Here is a 17,860-nt window from a genome sequence, read left to right on the forward strand (position 1 = left end):
CCAGAAGGGCGACCCAGATGTATAGGCCGGAAGCCGCAAGGGCTGCTTCCTGAAAAACCGTCAGGCCGCCGGCGCGAGCCGCCCGATCAATGCCGCATGTTGCGGATGCCGCGCCTTCAGTGCCTCGGCGTCCGCGAGTTCGAACTCGCTGAATTCGAAGCCCGGCGCGACCGTGCAGCCGGCGAGCGCGAACGTCGCCGGGTCGGCGCACTCGGCCGCGAACCACAAGCCGGCCGGCACCACTGCCTGAAACACGGTGCCGGGATGCGTGAGCGGATTGCCGAGCCGATGCGTGACGAGCCCGCCGTGGCCGTCGAGCACGTGGACGTTCAGCGGCGCGCCGGCGTAGAAATGCCAGATTTCGTCGGAGCGGATGCGGTGCCACGCCGAATGCGCGCCGTCGCACAGCAGGTAGTAGATCGCGGTCGAGGCCGAGCGCGTGCCGCCTCGCTCGGCCGGCTCGCCGTCGCGCAACACGCGAGCGGCCGAGCGGTAGGTTTCCGAGAAAAATCCGCCTTCAGGATGCGGCTTCAGATCGAAGCGGCGGATCAGTTCGTTCGTCACCGCCCGCGAATTGCTCATATCTCGCCCGTCAGTTCGCCGTTGGCGCGAGGCTCAGTGCTCGCGCTCGTCGAGCAGCGCGAGCACGCCGCGCAACGCGTGGGCCGCGGCCTGCACGCGAACCTGCTCGCGATCGCCCTTGAAAATTTTCGTTTCGACCGAGGTATGCAGCCGGTTGCTCCAGCCGAACGAGACCATGCCGACCGGCTTGGTCTCGGTGCCGCCGCCGGGCCCCGCGACGCCGGTAATCGACAGAGACACCTGTGCGCGGCTGTTGCGCAGCGCGCCCTCGGCCATCGCGCGCGCGACCGGTTCGCTGACCGCGCCGTGCTTGTCGATCAGTTCGGCCGGCACGCCGATCATTTCGCTTTTCGCCTGGTTCGAATAGGTGACGAAGCCGCGCTCGAACCAGCCGCTGCTGCCGGAAATGTCGGTAATCGCGGTCGCGACCATGCCGCCGGTGCAGGATTCGGCGGTGACGAGCATCAGGCGCTCGTCGCGTAGACGATTGCTCACGCGGATCGCAAGCTGATGAACGACGGAATCGGTAGGCATGGCGTCAATCCGGAAAACGGCGCCGGCGGTGAGGCGCGGCAAGGGGCGATGGCCGGGCGGCGGTCGGACCGAAGTTCAAACCGACATGCGCCACAGCGCGATCACGAGCAACGTAAAAAATGCGGCGATCAGGTCGTCGAACATGATGCCAAAGCCACCTTTCAGACGGCGGTCGAAATAGCCGATGGGCGGCGGCTTCACCATGTCGAAGAAACGGAAGATGACGAATGCCCACACCTGGCCGGTCACGGTGGCCGGCGTGACCATCAGCAGCACGAGCCAGAACGCGACGATTTCGTCCCACACGATGGCCGACGGGTCTTCGACGCCGAGCCGCCTCGCCGTAAAGCCGCACACCGCGATGCCGCCGACGAAGCCCGCGACGATCAGCACGCCCCATTCGATGACGGTCAGATAGCGGCTCAGGACGACGAACGAGGCCCACGCGAACAGCGTGCCGACCGTGCCCGGCGCGACCGGCGAGAGGCCGCTGCCGAAACCGAGCGACAGGATATGCAGCGGATGCGACAGCATGAAGCGCGCGGTGGCGCGGCGCGGTTGCGGCCTCGGCGTGCGCGGTTCCGGCGCCCGCGGCTGCGGGCTGCCGGAGAGGTCGTCGGCGGGGCCGAGCGGGTGGTCATTCTGCATGAAAGTGATCGAAACCTTGCAACGTCAGAGTGAGCGGCGCGCCGGCCGCATTGCGCCACGCGATGGCCGGGCGGTCGGTGGTTGCGTCGAGAGCGCTTATTGTACCGATGCGGGTGACCGGCACGGCGGCCTTCTGCGCGGCGGCTTCGACCGCCGCGCGCGCGGTGGCGGGCGCGGTGAAGCAGAGCTCGTAGTCGTCGCCGCCCGCGAGCGTGCAGCGCCGCTGGATCTCGGGAGCGAGACGGCGCAGCGCGTCGGAGCGCGGCACCGCGTCGACGTCGACGCTCGCGCGCATCGACGAGCGTTCGAGAATGTGCATGAGATCGCCCGCGAGGCCGTCCGACAGGTCCAGCGCCGCATGCGCGATGCCGCGCAGTGCGAGGCCGAGCGCGACGCGCGGCTCGGGGCGCTCGAGGGCGTGGCGAAATGTCGCGGCGTCGCTGGCATGGGCCGTCCACTCGCCGCGCAGCACGCCGAGCCCGGCGCGGGCGTCGCCGAGCGTGCCGGAAATCCAGATGTCGTCGCCGGGCCGGGCGGCGTCGCGGCGCAGCGCGGCGTGCGGCGGCACGCTGCCGAATACGGTGAGGCACAGATTGAGCGGCCCGCCCGTCGTATCGCCGCCGATCAGTTCGCAATCGTGACACTCTGCAAGTGCGAAAAGCCCGTTGCTGAATGCGGCGAGCCACGGTTCGTCGGCTTTCGGCAGAGAGAACGCGAGTGTGAACGCCTGCGGCTGTGCCCCCATCGCGGCGAGATCCGACAGGTTGACCGCCAGCGCCTTGTGACCGAGTGCCTCGGGGTCGACATCGGCGAAGAAATGGCGGCCTTCGACCAGCATATCCGTCGAAATCGCCAGCATCTCGCCGGGACGCGGCGCGAGCAGCGCGCAATCGTCGCCGATGCCGAGCGCGCTGCCCGTGACCTTGGACGAGCGCAGGTTGGCAGCGCGGCGGGCGAAGAAACGGTCGATCAGCGAGAACTCGGAAAGCATGATGGCGGAAGATGGAAGAAGAATACTTCTGGAAGGCAGTGGTTTGGCGGTTTTTGGCGGTGTATTTCAGTCAGGTCGCATACGCGGCGCGCCCGGCGTGAGTGCTACTTGTGGCTTTCGTTTCGTATCACTGCACGTCGGCGCGTGGCTGGCCTCTGGCGTTCCGCTCACCTCTTTCATCAGACGGGCAAGGCAGGCCGCATCGGCCTTTCACGCCGTTTCAGTCGCGGCTGTCGTGCCCGCATTGAAGGAATGCCGTAGGCAATTGGGGCTACAATGCCGTCGAACATCTATTCTAATCTGCACTTCTTCGAAGCCCGCCTTATGTCGAATCCCGTCAATACCAAACTCCGCGAAGCCGCTCTCGATTACCACGAGTTTCCGACTCCCGGGAAGATCGCGATCGCCCCGACCAAGCAGATGCTCAACCAGCGCGACCTCGCGCTGGCGTATTCGCCGGGCGTCGCGTTCGCGTGCGAGGAAATCGTCGAAAGCCCGCTGAACGCCGCGCGCTTCACCGCGCGCAGCAACCTGGTCGGCGTCGTCACGAACGGCACCGCGGTGCTGGGTCTCGGCAACATCGGGCCGCTCGCCTCGAAGCCGGTCATGGAAGGCAAGGCCGTCCTGTTCAAGAAGTTCGCCGGCATCGACGTGTTCGATATCGAGATCAACGAGAACGATCCGCACAAGCTCGTCGACGTGATCGCCGCGCTCGAACCGACGTTCGGCGGCATCAACCTCGAAGACATCAAGGCGCCGGACTGCTTCATCGTCGAGCGCGAATGCCGCAAGCGCATGAAGATTCCGGTCTTCCACGACGACCAGCACGGTACCGCGATCGTCGTCGCGGCGGCCGTCACCAACGGTCTGAAGGTGGTCGGCAAGGACATCAAGCAGGTCAAGCTGGTCGCTTCCGGTGCGGGCGCCGCGGCGCTCGCCTGCCTGGACCTGCTCGTCGACCTCGGCCTGCCGCTCGAAAACATCACCGTGACCGATCTCGCGGGCGTGGTCTACAAGGGCCGCACCGAGCTGATGGACCCGGACAAGGAACGCTTCGCGCGTGAAACCGACGCCCGTTCGCTTGCCGAAGTGATCGACGGCGCGGACATTTTCCTCGGTCTGTCGGCCGGCGGCGTGCTCAAGCAGGACATGGTCAAGAAGATGGCCGACAAGCCGCTGATTCTCGCGCTCGCGAACCCGACGCCGGAAATCCTGCCGGAACTGGCGCTCGAAGTGCGCCCGGACGCCGTGCTGTGCACGGGCCGCACCGACTACCCGAACCAGGTGAACAACGTGCTGGTGTTCCCGTTCCTGTTCCGCGGCGCACTCGACGCGGGCGCGACGACGGTGACGCGGGAAATGGAAATCGCCGCGGTCAACGCGATCGCCGAACTGGCGCGCCAGGAGCAGAGCGACATCGTGGCGACCGCGTACGGCATCGAGGACCTGTCGTTCGGGCCGGAATACCTGATTCCGAAGCCGTTCGATCCGCGCCTGATCGTCAAGGTCGCGCCGGCGGTGGCGAAGGCCGCGATGGAGTGCGGCGTCGCCGAGCGTCCGATCGAGGACATGGAGGCGTACCAGCAGCATCTGCAGCAGTTCGTCTACCACAGCGGCACGACGATGAAGCCGATCTTCCAGCTCGCGCGTGGCGTCGAGCCGGAAAAGAAGCGCATTGTGTTCGCGGAAGGCGAAGAAGAGCGCGTACTGCGCGCAATGCAGATCATCGTCGACGAAAAGCTCGCCAAACCGATCCTGATCGGCCGTCCGGCCGTGATCGAGCAGCGTATCGCACGCTATGGCCTGCGCCTTGTCGCGGGGCAGGACTACACGGTCGTCAACACCGATCATGACGAACGTTACCGCGACTTCTGGCAGGAATACGCGAAGATGATGTCGCGCAAGGGCATCACGGCGCAGATGGCCAAGCTCGAAATGCGCCGCCGCACCACGCTGATCGGCGCGATGATGGTGAAGAAGGGCGAGGCGGACGGCATGATCTGCGGCACGGTCAGCACGACGCACCGCCACCTGCACTTCATCGACCAGGTGATCGGCAAGAAGCCGGGCGCCAAGGTCTACGCGGCCATGAACGCGCTGGTGCTGCCGAACCGGCAGATTTTCCTCGTCGATACGCACGTGAACGTCGATCCGACGCCGGCCGAGCTGGCCGAGATCACGATCATGGCCGCCGAGGAAGTGCGCCGCTTCGGCATCGAGCCGAAGGTCGCGCTCGTGTCGCATTCGAACTTCGGTTCGAGCAACGCGCCGACCGCGCAGAAGATGCGCGATACGCTCGACATCCTGCGCGAACGTGCGCCGGAGCTGCAAGTTGACGGCGAAATGCACGGCGACGTCGCGCTCGACGCGAACCTGCGCCGCGAAGTGCTGCCGGATTCGACGCTCGAAGGCGACGCGAACCTGCTGGTGCTGCCGAACATCGACGCAGCCAACATCTCGTACAACCTGCTGAAGACGGCGGCCGGCAACAACATCGCGATCGGCCCGATGCTGCTCGGCGCGGCCCAGCCGGTGCACGTGCTGACGCCGTCGGCAACGGTGCGCCGGATCGTCAACATGACGGCGCTGCTGGTCGCCGACGTCATCGCAACCCGCTGATTCCCGCTTCGGCGGGACATGGCGCCACCTGTGCGCCATGAAAAAAAAGGCGTGCCCGCAATGGGCACGCCTCAGGGCAAGCAGGGGATAGCCACCCCGAAAAAGATATGACACAGCCTTCCGGCCGTGCCAATTCCAAGGCTCTTCAATCGTGCTGAGAACGTAGACGGATGGCCTGCCGGGTCGTCCGCGTTTTCCTCATTTGCACGATCAGGCTAAGTTTAGCCTGACTAAGCTCAATATTTTGTCAAATGTTGTCAAGGCCCGCGCCGCCGGGTTTCCCGCGCGGCCGCAGGGGCCGGGTTTGCCCGTCGAACGTTGATTCCAAAGGCTATTAGCGATACCCTTACGACTTTCATGGTCGTCAAACTCGTGATCTGACAGCGGGGAAGCCTGATAGATGGCACGCAACCGGTTGTGGATAAAAGGCGTGCTGATCGGTGCCGCCGCGCTCTGCGCGTGGCCGGGTTGCGTGCCTCATGCATGGGCGCGCGATTATTCGGCGCCAGCCGCGGCGAGCGTGGAAGTCGGCACCATCGCGCTGGCGCAATTGCCGCGCGAGGCGGTCAATACGTTGAACCTGATTGCCGCTGGCGGGCCTTACCCGTATGAGAAGGACGGCATCGTATTCGGCAACTACGAGCGGGTGCTGCCGGCCCATCGGCGCGGCTATTACCACGAATACACCGTTCCCACGCCTCGCGCGCGTAACCGCGGGGCGCGCCGCATCGTCTGCGGAGGTCCGCCACGGCGAACCGACAATTGTTATTACTCGGACGACCACTACACCAGTTTTAATCGTATTGTTGAATGACATCGGGAAGAACGGCATGAGCGACAACATCTACGCGCACGACTCCGGAGTCGCGACGGATCTTTTCGCGGCCGGCGACGGCAATTTGTTCCAACGCGTCATGAAGATGCGCGCCGGCGAGGGCCGCGACGACCAGAGCGAAGCTGGCGCGACGGTTTCATCGAACGAGGAGCCCATGAGTCTTTTCCAGACCGTGAGACCGAACATCGTGCAGTCGATCCGCGCGTTCCGCGTGCAGGATCTCGCCGACGAGGCCACCCAGCTGGGCCAGCATTTCCTCTATGCGTATTGCGCGAACGCGGCATCGAAACAGGAAGTGCTCGAAACCATCGCGACCTCTTTCCTGTTTCCCAAGCACTTCGGCAAGAACTACGACGCGCTCTACGATTGCCTGACCGACCTCGTGCAAAAGGCCGGCGCGCAGCCCGGCTTCGTGATCGTGCTCGAACAGTTGCCGGTCGCGCAGAAATTCGACAAGGAAGGGCGCGAAACGCTGCTCGACGTGTTCCGCGAAGCGTCCGAATTCTGGGCCGAGCGCAAGGTGGCGTTCCGGGTGTTTTACTCGTTTGCGTGATTTGCCCGACGTCCGCTTGCATTTGGAAGCAGTTTCGCGGTTGAAGTACGACAAAGGCCCGCCAGTTGGCGGGCCTTTGCTTTTGGGGCATGCATGTCGGCTCGCGTGGGGTCGTGCCGCTTCGCGCCGGTTCGTGACGCGGAAAAACGCGCGAGGCGCGGTGCAGTGCCTTACCAGCCGCCCCAGCGGGCGGCCAGCGCCGATAGAACGGCCATGCCCGCGGTCTCGGTGCGCAGCACGCGCGGCCCGAGCCCGACCGCGCTGAAGCCGTGAGCGGTCGCCGCGGCTTCCTCCGCCGCGGAAAAACCGCCTTCGGGGCCGACCAGCACGGTCACGCGGCCTTTGGGCGTTGCCATGGGCAAGGCGGAAAAGTTGATGCTCGCGCGCGGCGACAACAGGATGCGCAATTCGCCCTCTTCGGGCTCGCGCGGCAGCGTGGCGAGCCAGGTGGCGATTTCGCGCACGCGCCCGACTTCCGGCAGCCGGTTGCGCCCGCACTGCTCGCACGAGGCGCGCACGATGCCTTCCCAGTGCTGATGCCGCCGCTGCGCGCGGTCGCCGCTCAGACGCACGACGCTGCGCGTGGTGGTCAGCGGCACGAAGCTCGACACGCCGAGTTCGACGGCCTTTTCGAGCAGCCAGTCCATCTTGTCGCCGCTCGCAATGCCTTGGGCGAGCGTCAGGTGATACGGCGTTTCGGTTTCGATTGCGCGGAATTCGCGAATTTTCACGCGAGCCGAGCGGCGTTCGACTTCGACCAGTTCGGCGCTGTATTCGCCGCCTTCGCCGTTGAACAGCACGATCGAGTCGCCCGGCTGCAGACGCAGCACGAGCACGTGGCGCACGACATCGTCGGGAAGCTGGAGGATGTCGTCAGGATGCAGGGGAATACCGACGAAAAAGCGGGGCATCAAAAAAATACTCATCGATTCAGGAAAGGTGGCGGGCGAGCGCCCAACGGTAGCCGTCCGGATCTTCGACCTGGGCGAAGCGGTCGCCCCAGAACTGATCCTGCGGCTCGCTCAGCGATTTTGCGCCGGCCGCGAGTGCCCGCGCATAAACCGCGTCGACGTCCTCGACATAGACATAAAACGATTGCGGGGCGATGGCGCCCGCGCTTCGCGGCGTTTTTGCGACCGAGCCGAATGCCCCTTCCGGCGCGAACATTACAATCAGCTGGCCTTGATAGGTCATCTCGACATGCATGACCATGCCGTCGTCCTGGACACTATCGCGGACCTCGAAGCCGAACGCGGCGGAATAGAACGCGGTCGACGCGTGCGCATCGCGCACCGTCAGATAGGGGGTGAGCCAGGGCACGCCGGCGGGGCGGGGGGCGGTCATCGAATTCTCCGGATCTCGGGTTTCGCGGGGCGCATGCTGCGGATCGACGTCAACATGGGCGTATCGATACGCGTACTGCACACATGCTGCGTATATTGCGCACCGGCATCGCGGTCCAGCCGAACCGTCGCATTGTGCCCACGCTTCAATCTGATGGCTATAAGACACAACCTAGTTTATCGCGCACCGATCGCGCTGCCGAGAATAGCCCCGCATGCAAAGCCGGATCGTAGTGCCTGAGCGCATCGATCCGGCGCGCGGCGAGGCGGTCGGCGAGCGTGCCGGCGGTGAGGGCGGCCGGGTCGAGCGTGCCGCTCGCGACGGCCATCATCCATAGCGAGCCGTAGAGCGGCACGAAGGTGCTCATCGTGCGCACGGTCGCGAAGGCGCCGCGCAGATCGCCGAGCAGGCCGGCAATGCGCGGCGCGTGGAAATACGGCGAGCCGAGATGCAGCGACAGCGCGGCGTCCGCGCTCATCACGCGCTTGAGTTGCGCGTAGAAGGCGGGTGTGTAGAGACCGGCGGCGGGGGAGTCGGGCGGCGTCAGGTCGAACACGACGAGATCGAAACGCGTGCCCTCAGCCGTGGACATGGCCGCAGCCACGTACTGCGCGGCGTCGCCGATCACGAGTTCGACGCGCGGATCGTCGAACGCTCCGCCGTGCACGTCCGGCAAATGCTCGAGCGTGAGGCGCACGACCTCGGCATCGAGTTCGGCCACGACGATCCGCTCGATGCCCGGATGCCTGAGCAACTGCCGCGCGGCGCCGCCGTCGCCGCCGCCGAGCACCAGCGCCGCGCGCGGGTCGGGATGCGCGAGCGCGGCCGGGTGCACCATGCATTCGTGGTAGATGAATTCGTCGGCGGCGGACGTCATCGGCCGGCCGTCGAGCGTGAAGAGGCGTCCCAACTGCGGCGTGTCCCAGATCTCGATCGTCTGATAAGGAGACGCGACGCGCTCGATCAGGCGCGCGTTCGCAAAGCCGTAGACGGCGTCGGGACTCGGCTGGAACAGCAGGGGCGGATTCACGGCGGACGGGCTCGGGTTCGGACGTGGCGGGGTGGACGATGAAATTGTAAAGGGCGCCTTCGGCTCGTGCCCGTGGCGCGTGCATCGGAGCGCGCGGCTCGCGGGCTTTCGCGTCGGGGGGCGGGTTAACCTTCTGTTAGAATGTGACGCTTTCAGCCTTGTCCGTTTGCTCTGCCCGTTTCGCGTCTCCTGGCGCCGCATCGTGCGCCGTAGCGAACCGGCCGCCGAGCTTCCGGGCCTCAAGCGCGCTCCGCTTTCTGACTCTGTCTCCGGACTCGACATGACGACCCCGTCTCCCGCACCCACTTCCCTGATGGCAAACGCAATCCGTGCGTTGTCCATGGACGCCGTTCAAAAGGCGAACTCTGGCCACCCCGGCATGCCGATGGGCATGGCCGAAATCGGCGTCGCCCTGTGGTCGCGTCATCTGCGCCATAACCCGACGAACCCGCAATGGGCTGATCGCGACCGCTTCGTCCTGTCGAATGGTCATGGCTCGATGCTGCTGTACTCGCTGCTGCATCTGACCGGCTACGATCTGCCGATGGAAGAGCTGAAGAACTTCCGCCAGCTTCATTCCAAGACGCCGGGCCACCCGGAATACGGCATCACGCCGGGCGTCGAGACGACCACCGGCCCGCTCGGCCAGGGTCTCGCGAACGCGGTCGGCATGGCGCTCGCCGAGTCGCTGCTCGCTACCGAATTCAACAAGCCCGACGCGAAGATCGTCGATCACCACACCTACGTGTTCGTCGGCGACGGCTGCCTGATGGAAGGCATCTCGCACGAAGCCTGCTCGCTCGCGGGCGTGCTGAAGCTGAACAAGCTGATCGCGTTCTACGACGATAACGGCATCTCGATCGACGGCGAAGTGGTGCACTGGTTCCACGACGACACGCCCAAGCGCTTCGAAGCCTACGGCTGGAACGTGATCCCGAACGTGGTCGGCCATGACGTCGACGCGGTGGACGCGGCGATCAAACAGGCCAAACAGTCGGACAAGCCGACGCTGATCTGCTGCAAGACCGTGATCGGCGAAGGCGCGCCGACCAAGGCCGGCTCGCACGACTCGCACGGCGCGCCGCTCGGCGACAAGGAAATCGCGGCGACGCGCGAGGCGATCGGCTGGAAGTGGGAGCCGTTCGTGATTCCGCAGGAAGTCTATGCGGCATGGGATGCGAAGGAAGCGGGCGCGCGCTTCGAATCTGACTGGGACAAGGCGTTCGCGGCCTACGCGGCGAAGTACCCGGCGGAGGCGGCCGAGTTCAAGCGCCGCAGCGCGAAGCAGCTGCCGGCCGACTGGAAGGAGAAGGCCCAGGCGATCATCGCCGGCGCCAACGAACGCGCGGAAACCGTGGCGACGCGCAAGGCCTCGCAACAGGCGATCGAAGGCCTGTCGACCGTGCTGCCCGAACTGCTCGGCGGTTCCGCCGACCTGACCGGCTCGAACCTGACCAACTGGAAGGCCGCCAAGCCGGTGCGCGTGAATGCCGAAGGCCGTGCCGCCGGCAACTACGTGAACTACGGCGTGCGCGAATTCGGCATGAGCGCCGCAATCAACGGCGTCGCGCTGCATGGCGGCTTCAAGGCGTTCGGCGGCACGTTCCTGACGTTCTCGGACTACAGCCGCAACGCGCTGCGCGTCGCCGCGCTGATGAAAGCACCGTCGATCTTCGTGTTCACGCACGACTCGATCGGTCTCGGCGAAGACGGCCCGACCCATCAGTCGATCGAGCACGTCGCGAGCCTGCGCATGATCCCGAACCTGCACACGTGGCGTCCGGCCGACACGGTCGAAACCGCGGTGGCGTGGACTCACGCGGTCGAGCAGGAAGGCCCGTCGTGCCTGATCTTCAGCCGTCAGAACCTGCCGTTCTCGGAGCGCACCGACGCGCAGATCGCCAACATCGACAAGGGCGGCTACGTGCTGCGCGACTGGCAAGAGGAAATCGTCGCGCGCAAGATCATCCTGATCGCCACCGGCTCGGAAGTCGAACTCGCGCTGAAGGCCGTCGAGCCGCTCGCGCGCGAAGGCATCGCGGCACGTGTCGTGTCGATGCCGTCGACGACCGTGTTCGACCGGCAGGATGCCGAGTACCGCGAACGCGTGCTGCCGCACGGCGTGCGCCGCGTCGCGATCGAAGCGGGCGTGTCGGATTTCTGGCGCAAGTACGTGGGTCTCGAAGGCGGCGTGGTCGGCATCGACACGTTCGGCGAATCGGCCCCGGCTGGCGTGCTGTTCAAGCATTTCGGCTTTACCGTCGAGCACGTGGTGGCGACGGCCAAGGCCGCGCTCGGCTGATCCGGCGCAGGCTCGGCACAAGCGTTGCCGCCGCGCCCCATGCGGCTGCGCGGCAACGCACCGAACTGCACGCCCGATCAGGCGAACATAAACGGATTTTTTTAGCCATCAGGAGATAAATCATGACGATTCGCGTCGCAATCAACGGCTACGGCCGGATCGGCCGCAACACCCTGCGCGCCTTCTACGAAAACGGCAAGAAGCACGATCTCGAAATCGTCGCCATCAACGATCTGGGCGATGCGAAGACCAACGCCCACCTGACGCAGTACGACACCGCGCACGGCAAGTTCCCGGGCGAAGTGTCGGTGGACGGCGACTATCTCGTCGTGAACGGCGACAAGATCCGCGTGCTGGCGAACCGCAACCCGGCCGAGCTGCCGTGGGGCGAACTCGGCGTCGACGTCGTGATGGAGTGCACGGGCTTTTTCACGACCAAGGAAAAGGCCAGCGCGCACATCAAGGGCGGCGCGAAGAAGGTCATCATCTCGGCGCCGGGCGGCAAGGACGTGGACGCGACGGTCGTCTACGGCGTGAACCACAACGTGCTGAAGGCATCGGACACGGTCATTTCGAACGCCTCGTGCACGACCAACTGCCTCGCGCCGCTGGTCAAGCCGCTGAACGACAAGATCGGCCTCGTGAACGGCCTGATGACGACGATCCACGCGTACACGAACGACCAGGTGCTGACCGACGTCTATCACGAAGACCTGCGCCGCGCGCGTTCGGCCACGCATAGCCAGATCCCGACCAAGACCGGCGCTGCGTCGGCGGTCGGCCTCGTGCTGCCGGAACTGAACGGCAAGCTCGACGGCTACGCGATCCGCGTCCCGACGATCAACGTGTCGGTCGTCGACCTGTCGTTCATCGCCGCGCGCGACACGACGGTCGAGGAAGTCAACGCGATCATGAAGGAAGCGTCGCAAGGCGCGCTGAAGGGCATCCTCGGCTACAACGACGCGCCGCTCGTGTCGGTCGACTTCAACCACAACCCGGCTTCGTCGACGTTCGACGCGACGCTGACCAAGGTGTCGGGCCGTCTCGTGAAGGTGTCGAGCTGGTACGACAACGAGTGGGGCTTCTCGAACCGCATGCTGGACACGGCGGTGGCGCTCGCGAACGCGAAGTAAGGGCTAAGTAAGCAGCAAGCGGTGTCGTCACTGACGCTGTATGCAAAAGCCGCTCCTTGGAGCGGCTTTTTTTCGTCCGCGGTTTTTACGCCGATGACGGGGTCGGGAAATAGACGCCCGCGCGTTGCGCGGCGTTCGCAATATGCGTTTCGATGGCCTTGCCGGCGCGCAGCGAATCGCGCGCCTGCAGAGCGTCGAGAATCGCGCGGTGCTCGGTGTACGTGGACAGCACGAGCTCGCGCCGATAGAACGGCATGCGCTGGCTTTCCTTCATGATCTCCGCGCTGCTGCGCAGGATCGATTCGATCGCCGCATTGCCGGCAATGCTGACGATCCGCATATGGAACTCGTAGTCGAGGCGCGCGGCCTCGTCGAGTTCCTCGCAGGCGAGCGCGGTTTGCATTGCCGCGACGTTTTCTTCGAGCCAGGCGAGGTCGCTGTCGCTGACCGCGAGCACCGCCATGCGCGCGACGAAGCCTTCGAGCGCGTAGCGCATCTGATAGGTGTCCGGCAGCGACGACTGCTCGGCGAAGCGCCACGATTGCGCCGCTTTCGCCTCGGTGCTTTCGACGTACACGCCCTTGCCGGGGCGGATCACGAGCAGCCCGAGCGCTTCGAGTGTCGAGAGCGCTTCGCGCAGCGATGCGCGGCTGATCGACAGTTCATCGGAAAGCTGGCGCTGCGCCGGCAGCAGACTGCCCACTGGATAGACGCCCCCTTCGATTCGCTCGCGAATGGTCGCGATGGCGGCGTCGGTGACGGTGTGCGGGACGTTTTTCATGATGGCTCACTCGATGGCGCGGTCTGACCGGTATTCTAGTACGCGATCAGGGCGGGCGTTGCATGCCACGGCGGCGTTCCGCAATCCGCCCCTAAACCGCTTGAGAAACAACGGGTAAACACTGTTCGATCAATCCTTGACGTGAGTATATCGGCTTCCTACTATTCGCCATAACAGTACTGGTCGGACCAGTCTGAACAGATGCCACCGAGACACCGTTATCAGGAGGAAGCCGTGCTGAAATTCTTCAATTCGCTGTTTGGCCGCGTCGTCATCGCGCTCGTGGCGGGCGTCGTGCTCGGCGCGCTTTATCCGCAGTTTGCCCAGTCGTTGCGCCCGCTCGGCGACGGCTTCCTCAAGCTCATCAAGATGGTGATCGGGCCGATCGTGTTCTGCGTCGTCGTGAGCGGCATGGCGCACGCGGGCGACCTGCGCAAGGTCGGGCGCGTCGGCCTGAAGGCGGTGGTCTACTTCGAAGCGATGACGACGATCGCGCTCGTGATCGGCGCGCTGCTCGCCTATGCGACGCGTCCCGGCGCCGGCATGAACGTGAACCTCAATGCGCTCGATGCGGCCTCGCTCGCGACCTACACCGAGCATGCGAAGAGCCTGAAGGACACCGCGGGCTTCCTGCTGAAGATCATCCCCGAGACGGCCTTCAACGCGTTCGCGACCGGCGACATCCTGCAGATTCTCGTGTTCTCGGTGCTGTTCGGCTCGGCGCTGTCGCTGCTCGGCAAGCGCGCGCAACGCGTGAGCGGGCTGATCGACGAACTCTCGCAGGTATTCTTCCGCGTGATGGGCTTCATCATCAAGCTCGCGCCGCTCGGCGTGCTCGGCGCGATCGCGTTCACGACCGGCACCTACGGCGTGGCGTCGCTCAAGCAGCTCGGCATGCTCGTGCTGGTGTTCTACGCGAGCTGCGCCGTGTTCGTCGTGGTCGTGCTCGGTGCCGTGATGCGGCTCGCGGGCTTCAACATCTTCAAGCTGATCGGCTACCTGCGCGAGGAACTGTCGATCGTGCTCGGCACCGCGTCCTCGGATGCCGTGCTGCCGCAGATCATGCGCAAGCTCGAATGGATGGGCGTCAAGGATTCGACGGTCGGCCTCGTGATTCCGACCGGCTACTCGTTCAATCTCGACGGCTTCTCGATCTATCTGACGCTCGCGGTCATCTTCATCGCGCAGGCCACCAACACGCCGCTGTCGATCCACGACCTGATCGTCGTCGTGCTGGTGTCGCTCGTGACCTCGAAGGGCGCGCATGGCATTCCGGGCTCGGCGATCGTGATTCTCGCCGCGACGCTCTCCGCGATTCCGGCGATTCCCGTGCTCGGCCTCGTGCTGATCCTGCCGGTCGACTGGTTCGTCGGCATCGCCCGCGCGCTCACTAACCTGATCGGCAACTGCGTCGCGACGGTGGTGGTCGCCGTGTGGGAAAACGATATCGACAAGGCGCGCGCGCATCGCGTGCTGAACCGCGACGCGGCGCTGCGCTACGTGCCGGCCGTCGACGACGGGCTCGCCGAGCCCGGTGCGGCCGAACACGCACCGGCCGTTTGAGGCGCGTGCTTCCGACGACGCGACGCGGCGCGACTCGCGCAATCGAACGAGCCGCTGCTATCGCCTGCGCAACTTCCCTGATTTCACGCGCCGGCGGATGCAGGCAATCCGCCGGTTGTTACCGGGCTTTCCCCCGCATTTTCACCGAACTTTCCGTTATCCGACCGACATCATGGCGACTCCGATCCTCGACCCGAATGCTCCCGCCTTCACGCGCCGCTACATGAACCTCTCCGATCCGCGCCTCGGCGCCAAGGCGCTGCTCGCCAGCGACGAATTCTTCGCGCCGAAAGAGCGCATGCTCGACCCGCAGCCGGCGGTGTTCATCCCCGGCAAATACGACGACCACGGCAAGTGGATGGACGGCTGGGAAACGCGCCGCAAGCGCACGACCGGCCACGACTACTGCGTGATCCGCCTCGCGCGGGCCGGCGTCGTGCATGGCATCGATCTCGATACGAGCCACTTCACCGGCAATTTCCCGCCGGCCGCGTCGATCGACGCGTGCTACGCCGAAGGCGACCTGCCACCCGATAACGCCGACTGGCAAACGCTCGTGCCCGCGACGACGCTACAGGGCAACCAGCATCACTACGTCGAGGTGAGCGACGCGCGCGCATTCACGCATCTACGCGTGAACCTGTATCCGGACGGCGGGCTTGCGCGTCTGCGCGTGTACGGCCAGCCGCAGCGCGACTGGACGCGCGTCGAGCGCGGCACGCTGCTCGATCTCGCCGCGATCGAAAACGGCGCGTATCTCGTCGCCGCGAACAACCAGCATTTCGGGCCCGCCTCGCAGATGCTGATGCCGGGCCGCGGCGTCAACATGGGCGACGGCTGGGAAACGCGGCGTCGCCGCGAGCCGGGCAACGACTGGGCGATCGTCGCGCTCGCGCGGCCCGGTGTGATCCGCAAGATCGAAGTGGACACCGCGCACTTCAAGGGCAATTTCCCGGACCGCTGCTCGCTGCAGGCCGCCTCGGTGACGGGCGGCACCGACGATTCGCTCGTCACGCAGGCGATGTTCTGGCCGGTGCTGCTCGGCGAGCAGAAGCTGCAGATGGATCACGTGCACACGTTCGCGGACGGGCTCGCCGCGCTCGGTCCCGTCACGCACGTGCGCTTCAACATCTTCCCGGACGGCGGCGTGTCGCGCCTGCGTCTGTGGGGCGAGATCGCTTAACGTAACGTAACGGAATGGAGCGGCACGCATGAAGACCTTGCAGATGGAGCGCCTGACGCGCGCGGCCTTCGCCCCGTTCGGCGACGTGATCGAACTCGACGGCGCGCGTCATTTTTCGATCAACGGCGGCACGACCGAGCGCTATCACGACCTCGCGCGCGTCGACGTGACGGAGCAGGGCGGCCGGCCGCTCGTCAACCTGTTTCGCGCGCAGCCGCGCGCGCTGCCCGTCGACGTCACGATGATGGAGCGGCATCCGCTCGGCAGCCAGGCTTTCATTCCCTTGCGCGCGTGCCGCTATCTGGTGGTGGTCGCGCCGGCGGGCGAATTCGATCCGGCGCGCCTGCGCGCGTTCTGGACCGATGCCTGGCAGGGCGTCAATTATGCGAAGGGGGTTTGGCACCACCCGCTGCTCGCGCTCGACGAAGTCAGCGATTTCGTCGTGGTCGACCGTGGTGGCGAGCAGCCGAATTGCGATGAATTGCAGCTCGCCGAACCGTGGCGGCTCACGTTCGAAACGAACCTCGAACTGGTGGCCGAATGACGGTCGAATAGCAGCCGCAGCCGCAGCCGCAGCCGCAGCCGCAGCCGCAAGACCGCGCGCCGCAAGACCGCGCGCCGCATGAAAAAAGACCCGGCAGATTCGTATCTGCCGGGTCTTTTTTCGATCTGCCCAGCCACTTACCGCCACGTGGCCGGCGACGCATCAATGCTTGCGATGCGGGCAGTTCTCCTTCGTACACGCCCCATACAGCGCCAGTGCGTGTTCCTGCAGCTTGAAGCCGCGTTCCCTCGCGATGGACTGCTGACGGCTTTCGATTTCCGGGTCGAAAAATTCTTCGACGAGGCCGCAATCGAGACACACGAGGTGATCGTGGTGCGACCCTTCGTTCAGTTCGAACACCGCCTTGCCCGATTCGAAATTGCTGCGCGAAAGCAGGCCGGCCTGCTCGAATTGCGTCAGCACGCGATACACGGTCGCGAGACCGATATCGAGTTCCTCGTGCAGGAGGTTGCGGTACACGTCTTCGGCGGTCAGGTGACGCACCGGACTGTGCTGGAAAATCTCAAGGATTTTGAGGCGCGGAAGGGTCGCCTTGAGCCCGATATTCTTGAGATCGGTTGGATTGGTCATGACAAGGGATCCCTAGAGTACAATGCTAGGCTCTCATAGTAATGTGTTTTTGCCGTTCTGGTCATCTTCGATGGAATGAAGCGCGGCTCGCAAGCGGGCCCGCACGGTGAGTGAAATGATTTCAAAATCTCAATTGATCTACCGGGGGAGCCGCATGCGGGGTACCTTGATCGCTGTTGCGACTGTCGCGGTTCTTGCCGGATGTTCCACCTACGACAGCGTGACCCAGCGCATCGCCCAGAGCATCACGCCGTATCGGATTACGGTGGTGCAAGGTAATTTCGTCTCGCACGAAATGGCCGGGCAGATGAAGGCCGGCATGACGCGCGCCCAGGTGCGCCAGTTGCTCGGCACGCCGCTCCTGACCGACATGTTCCACGCGGATCGCTGGGATTACGTGTTCTATTTCAAGCGCGGCTCGACCGCCGTGGTGCAGCAGCGCGACTTCGTGGTGTTCTTCTCGGGCGACCTCGTGACCCACTGGACGGGCGGCGAAGATCTGCCGACCAACCTCGAATTGCTGGCCGAAATCGACGGCGATCGCAGCGGCCGAAGGGCGCATGCGGCGGCGCCGTCAGCGGCGAGCGCCGCGGCGGCCGCAAGCGATGCGGCCGCGGCCAGCGCGCC

18 protein-coding genes are annotated in these 17,860 nt (G+C 65.2%); 9 read left to right on the forward strand and 9 right to left on the reverse strand.

The window, feature by feature from the left end:
- Positions 1 to 60: 60 nt before the first annotated feature.
- The 4 genes from F3J19_RS27590 to thiL all read right to left on the reverse strand — a co-directional run bounded on the left by F3J19_RS27590 (position 61) and on the right by thiL (position 2,755).
- Positions 61 to 582, reverse strand: a complete 522-nt coding sequence (locus tag F3J19_RS27590) for a cupin domain-containing protein (RefSeq protein ID WP_167048817.1) — start codon at positions 580 to 582, stop codon at positions 61 to 63.
- A 33-nt stretch (positions 583 to 615) separates the two neighbouring features.
- The gene (locus F3J19_RS27595) at positions 616 to 1,116 is read right to left on the reverse strand and encodes a CinA family protein (RefSeq protein ID WP_167048819.1); all 501 of its coding nucleotides are present in this window, start codon (positions 1,114 to 1,116) and stop codon (positions 616 to 618) included.
- Between the two features lie 75 nt (positions 1,117 to 1,191).
- Positions 1,192 to 1,764: a phosphatidylglycerophosphatase A gene (locus F3J19_RS27600; protein ID WP_205193291.1), complete on the reverse strand. Its 573-nt coding sequence runs from the start codon at positions 1,762 to 1,764 to the stop codon at positions 1,192 to 1,194.
- Positions 1,754 to 2,755 carry a thiamine-phosphate kinase gene (gene thiL, locus F3J19_RS27605; protein ID WP_167048821.1) on the reverse strand — a complete coding sequence of 334 codons (1,002 nt, stop codon included), beginning with the start codon at positions 2,753 to 2,755 and terminating at the stop codon, positions 1,754 to 1,756. The genes F3J19_RS27600 and thiL overlap by 11 nt, the downstream gene beginning before the upstream one ends.
- 276 nt (positions 2,756 to 3,031) lie before the next feature.
- Here thiL and F3J19_RS27610 point away from each other — a divergent pair, with 276 nt between their 5' ends.
- The 3 genes from F3J19_RS27610 (at position 3,032) to F3J19_RS27620 (ending at position 6,762) form a co-directional block, all read left to right on the forward strand.
- Positions 3,032 to 5,374, forward strand: a complete 2,343-nt coding sequence (locus F3J19_RS27610) for an NADP-dependent malic enzyme (RefSeq protein ID WP_167048823.1) — start codon at positions 3,032 to 3,034, stop codon at positions 5,372 to 5,374.
- A 400-nt stretch (positions 5,375 to 5,774) separates the two neighbouring features.
- Positions 5,775 to 6,188 carry a ribonuclease gene (locus tag F3J19_RS27615; protein ID WP_167048825.1) on the forward strand — a complete coding sequence of 138 codons (414 nt, stop codon included), beginning with the start codon at positions 5,775 to 5,777 and terminating at the stop codon, positions 6,186 to 6,188.
- A 16-nt stretch (positions 6,189 to 6,204) separates the two neighbouring features.
- Positions 6,205 to 6,762 carry a barstar family protein gene (locus tag F3J19_RS27620; protein WP_167048826.1) on the forward strand — a complete coding sequence of 186 codons (558 nt, stop codon included), beginning with the start codon at positions 6,205 to 6,207 and terminating at the stop codon, positions 6,760 to 6,762.
- Positions 6,763 to 6,932: 170 nt separating this feature from the next.
- Here the strand turns inward: F3J19_RS27620 and F3J19_RS27625 are convergent, their stop codons facing one another.
- The 3 genes from F3J19_RS27625 to speE form a co-directional block, all read right to left on the reverse strand.
- Positions 6,933 to 7,673: a 16S rRNA (uracil(1498)-N(3))-methyltransferase gene (locus F3J19_RS27625; RefSeq protein WP_167048828.1), complete on the reverse strand. Its 741-nt coding sequence runs from the start codon at positions 7,671 to 7,673 to the stop codon at positions 6,933 to 6,935.
- Between the two features lie 19 nt (positions 7,674 to 7,692).
- On the reverse strand, positions 7,693 to 8,106 hold the full coding sequence (locus F3J19_RS27630) for a VOC family protein (RefSeq protein WP_167048830.1): 414 nt from the start codon (positions 8,104 to 8,106) through the stop codon (positions 7,693 to 7,695).
- A 157-nt stretch (positions 8,107 to 8,263) separates the two neighbouring features.
- Positions 8,264 to 9,136, reverse strand: a complete 873-nt coding sequence (gene speE / locus F3J19_RS27635; RefSeq protein ID WP_167048832.1) for a polyamine aminopropyltransferase — start codon at positions 9,134 to 9,136, stop codon at positions 8,264 to 8,266.
- Positions 9,137 to 9,416: 280 nt separating this feature from the next.
- Between speE and tkt the strand changes: the two genes are divergently transcribed.
- Positions 9,417 to 11,438 carry a transketolase gene (gene tkt, locus F3J19_RS27640; RefSeq protein WP_167048834.1) on the forward strand — a complete coding sequence of 674 codons (2,022 nt, stop codon included), beginning with the start codon at positions 9,417 to 9,419 and terminating at the stop codon, positions 11,436 to 11,438.
- Between the two features lie 122 nt (positions 11,439 to 11,560).
- A complete protein-coding gene (gene gap, locus F3J19_RS27645; RefSeq protein WP_167048836.1) occupies positions 11,561 to 12,571 on the forward strand; it encodes a type I glyceraldehyde-3-phosphate dehydrogenase in 1,011 nt (336 codons plus the stop codon).
- Positions 12,572 to 12,656: 85 nt separating this feature from the next.
- Here gap and F3J19_RS27650 read toward each other — a convergent pair whose 3' ends face one another.
- Positions 12,657 to 13,352, reverse strand: a complete 696-nt coding sequence (locus tag F3J19_RS27650) for a FadR/GntR family transcriptional regulator (RefSeq protein WP_167048838.1) — start codon at positions 13,350 to 13,352, stop codon at positions 12,657 to 12,659.
- A gap of 234 nt (positions 13,353 to 13,586) precedes the next feature.
- Between F3J19_RS27650 and F3J19_RS27655 the strand changes: the two genes are divergently transcribed.
- The 3 genes from F3J19_RS27655 to F3J19_RS27665 all read left to right on the forward strand — a co-directional run bounded on the left by F3J19_RS27655 (position 13,587) and on the right by F3J19_RS27665 (position 16,642).
- On the forward strand, positions 13,587 to 14,915 hold the full coding sequence (locus F3J19_RS27655) for a C4-dicarboxylate transporter DctA (RefSeq protein ID WP_167048852.1): 1,329 nt from the start codon (positions 13,587 to 13,589) through the stop codon (positions 14,913 to 14,915).
- Between the two features lie 172 nt (positions 14,916 to 15,087).
- The gene (alc, locus tag F3J19_RS27660; RefSeq protein WP_167048840.1) at positions 15,088 to 16,098 is read left to right on the forward strand and encodes an allantoicase; all 1,011 of its coding nucleotides are present in this window, start codon (positions 15,088 to 15,090) and stop codon (positions 16,096 to 16,098) included.
- A 28-nt stretch (positions 16,099 to 16,126) separates the two neighbouring features.
- Positions 16,127 to 16,642 (forward strand): ureidoglycolate lyase, encoded by a 516-nt coding sequence (locus tag F3J19_RS27665; protein ID WP_167048842.1) that lies wholly within the window; start codon positions 16,127 to 16,129, stop codon positions 16,640 to 16,642.
- A gap of 162 nt (positions 16,643 to 16,804) precedes the next feature.
- On the opposite strand, the gene fur is transcribed toward F3J19_RS27665, so the two are convergent.
- Complete coding sequence (gene fur / locus F3J19_RS27670) at positions 16,805 to 17,233, reverse strand: ferric iron uptake transcriptional regulator (RefSeq protein ID WP_167048844.1); 429 nt, start codon at positions 17,231 to 17,233, stop codon at positions 16,805 to 16,807.
- A 154-nt stretch (positions 17,234 to 17,387) separates the two neighbouring features.
- On the opposite strand from fur, the gene bamE reads away from it, so the two are divergent.
- The coding region (bamE, locus tag F3J19_RS27675; RefSeq protein WP_167048846.1) for an outer membrane protein assembly factor BamE at positions 17,388 to 17,860 on the forward strand (473 nt) is incomplete at its 3' end.

The organism is Burkholderia sp. Ax-1724 (genome assembly GCF_011752995.1).
In the GTDB taxonomy this organism is placed as follows: Bacteria; Pseudomonadota; Gammaproteobacteria; order Burkholderiales; family Burkholderiaceae; genus Paraburkholderia.

What these genes read in the sequence shown, in the direction of transcription:
- F3J19_RS27590 (WP_167048817.1), bottom strand. Translation starts at nt 582, where the DNA reads ATGAGCAATTCGCGGGCGGTGACGAACGAACTGATCCGCCGCTTCGAT.
- F3J19_RS27595 (WP_167048819.1), bottom strand. Translation starts at nt 1,116, where the DNA reads ATGCCTACCGATTCCGTCGTTCATCAGCTTGCGATCCGCGTGAGCAAT.
- F3J19_RS27600 (WP_205193291.1), bottom strand. Translation starts at nt 1,764, where the DNA reads ATGCAGAATGACCACCCGCTCGGCCCCGCCGACGACCTCTCCGGCAGC.
- thiL (WP_167048821.1), bottom strand. Translation starts at nt 2,755, where the DNA reads ATGCTTTCCGAGTTCTCGCTGATCGACCGTTTCTTCGCCCGCCGCGCT.
- F3J19_RS27610 (WP_167048823.1), top strand. Translation starts at nt 3,032, where the DNA reads ATGCCGTCGAACATCTATTCTAATCTGCACTTCTTCGAAGCCCGCCTT.
- F3J19_RS27615 (WP_167048825.1), top strand. Translation starts at nt 5,775, where the DNA reads ATGGCACGCAACCGGTTGTGGATAAAAGGCGTGCTGATCGGTGCCGCC.
- F3J19_RS27620 (WP_167048826.1), top strand. Translation starts at nt 6,205, where the DNA reads ATGAGCGACAACATCTACGCGCACGACTCCGGAGTCGCGACGGATCTT.
- F3J19_RS27625 (WP_167048828.1), bottom strand. Translation starts at nt 7,673, where the DNA reads ATGCCCCGCTTTTTCGTCGGTATTCCCCTGCATCCTGACGACATCCTC.
- F3J19_RS27630 (WP_167048830.1), bottom strand. Translation starts at nt 8,106, where the DNA reads ATGACCGCCCCCCGCCCCGCCGGCGTGCCCTGGCTCACCCCCTATCTG.
- tkt (WP_167048834.1), top strand. Translation starts at nt 9,417, where the DNA reads ATGACGACCCCGTCTCCCGCACCCACTTCCCTGATGGCAAACGCAATC.
- gap (WP_167048836.1), top strand. Translation starts at nt 11,561, where the DNA reads ATGACGATTCGCGTCGCAATCAACGGCTACGGCCGGATCGGCCGCAAC.
- F3J19_RS27650 (WP_167048838.1), bottom strand. Translation starts at nt 13,352, where the DNA reads ATGAAAAACGTCCCGCACACCGTCACCGACGCCGCCATCGCGACCATT.
- alc (WP_167048840.1), top strand. Translation starts at nt 15,088, where the DNA reads ATGGCGACTCCGATCCTCGACCCGAATGCTCCCGCCTTCACGCGCCGC.
- F3J19_RS27665 (WP_167048842.1), top strand. Translation starts at nt 16,127, where the DNA reads ATGAAGACCTTGCAGATGGAGCGCCTGACGCGCGCGGCCTTCGCCCCG.
- fur (WP_167048844.1), bottom strand. Translation starts at nt 17,233, where the DNA reads ATGACCAATCCAACCGATCTCAAGAATATCGGGCTCAAGGCGACCCTT.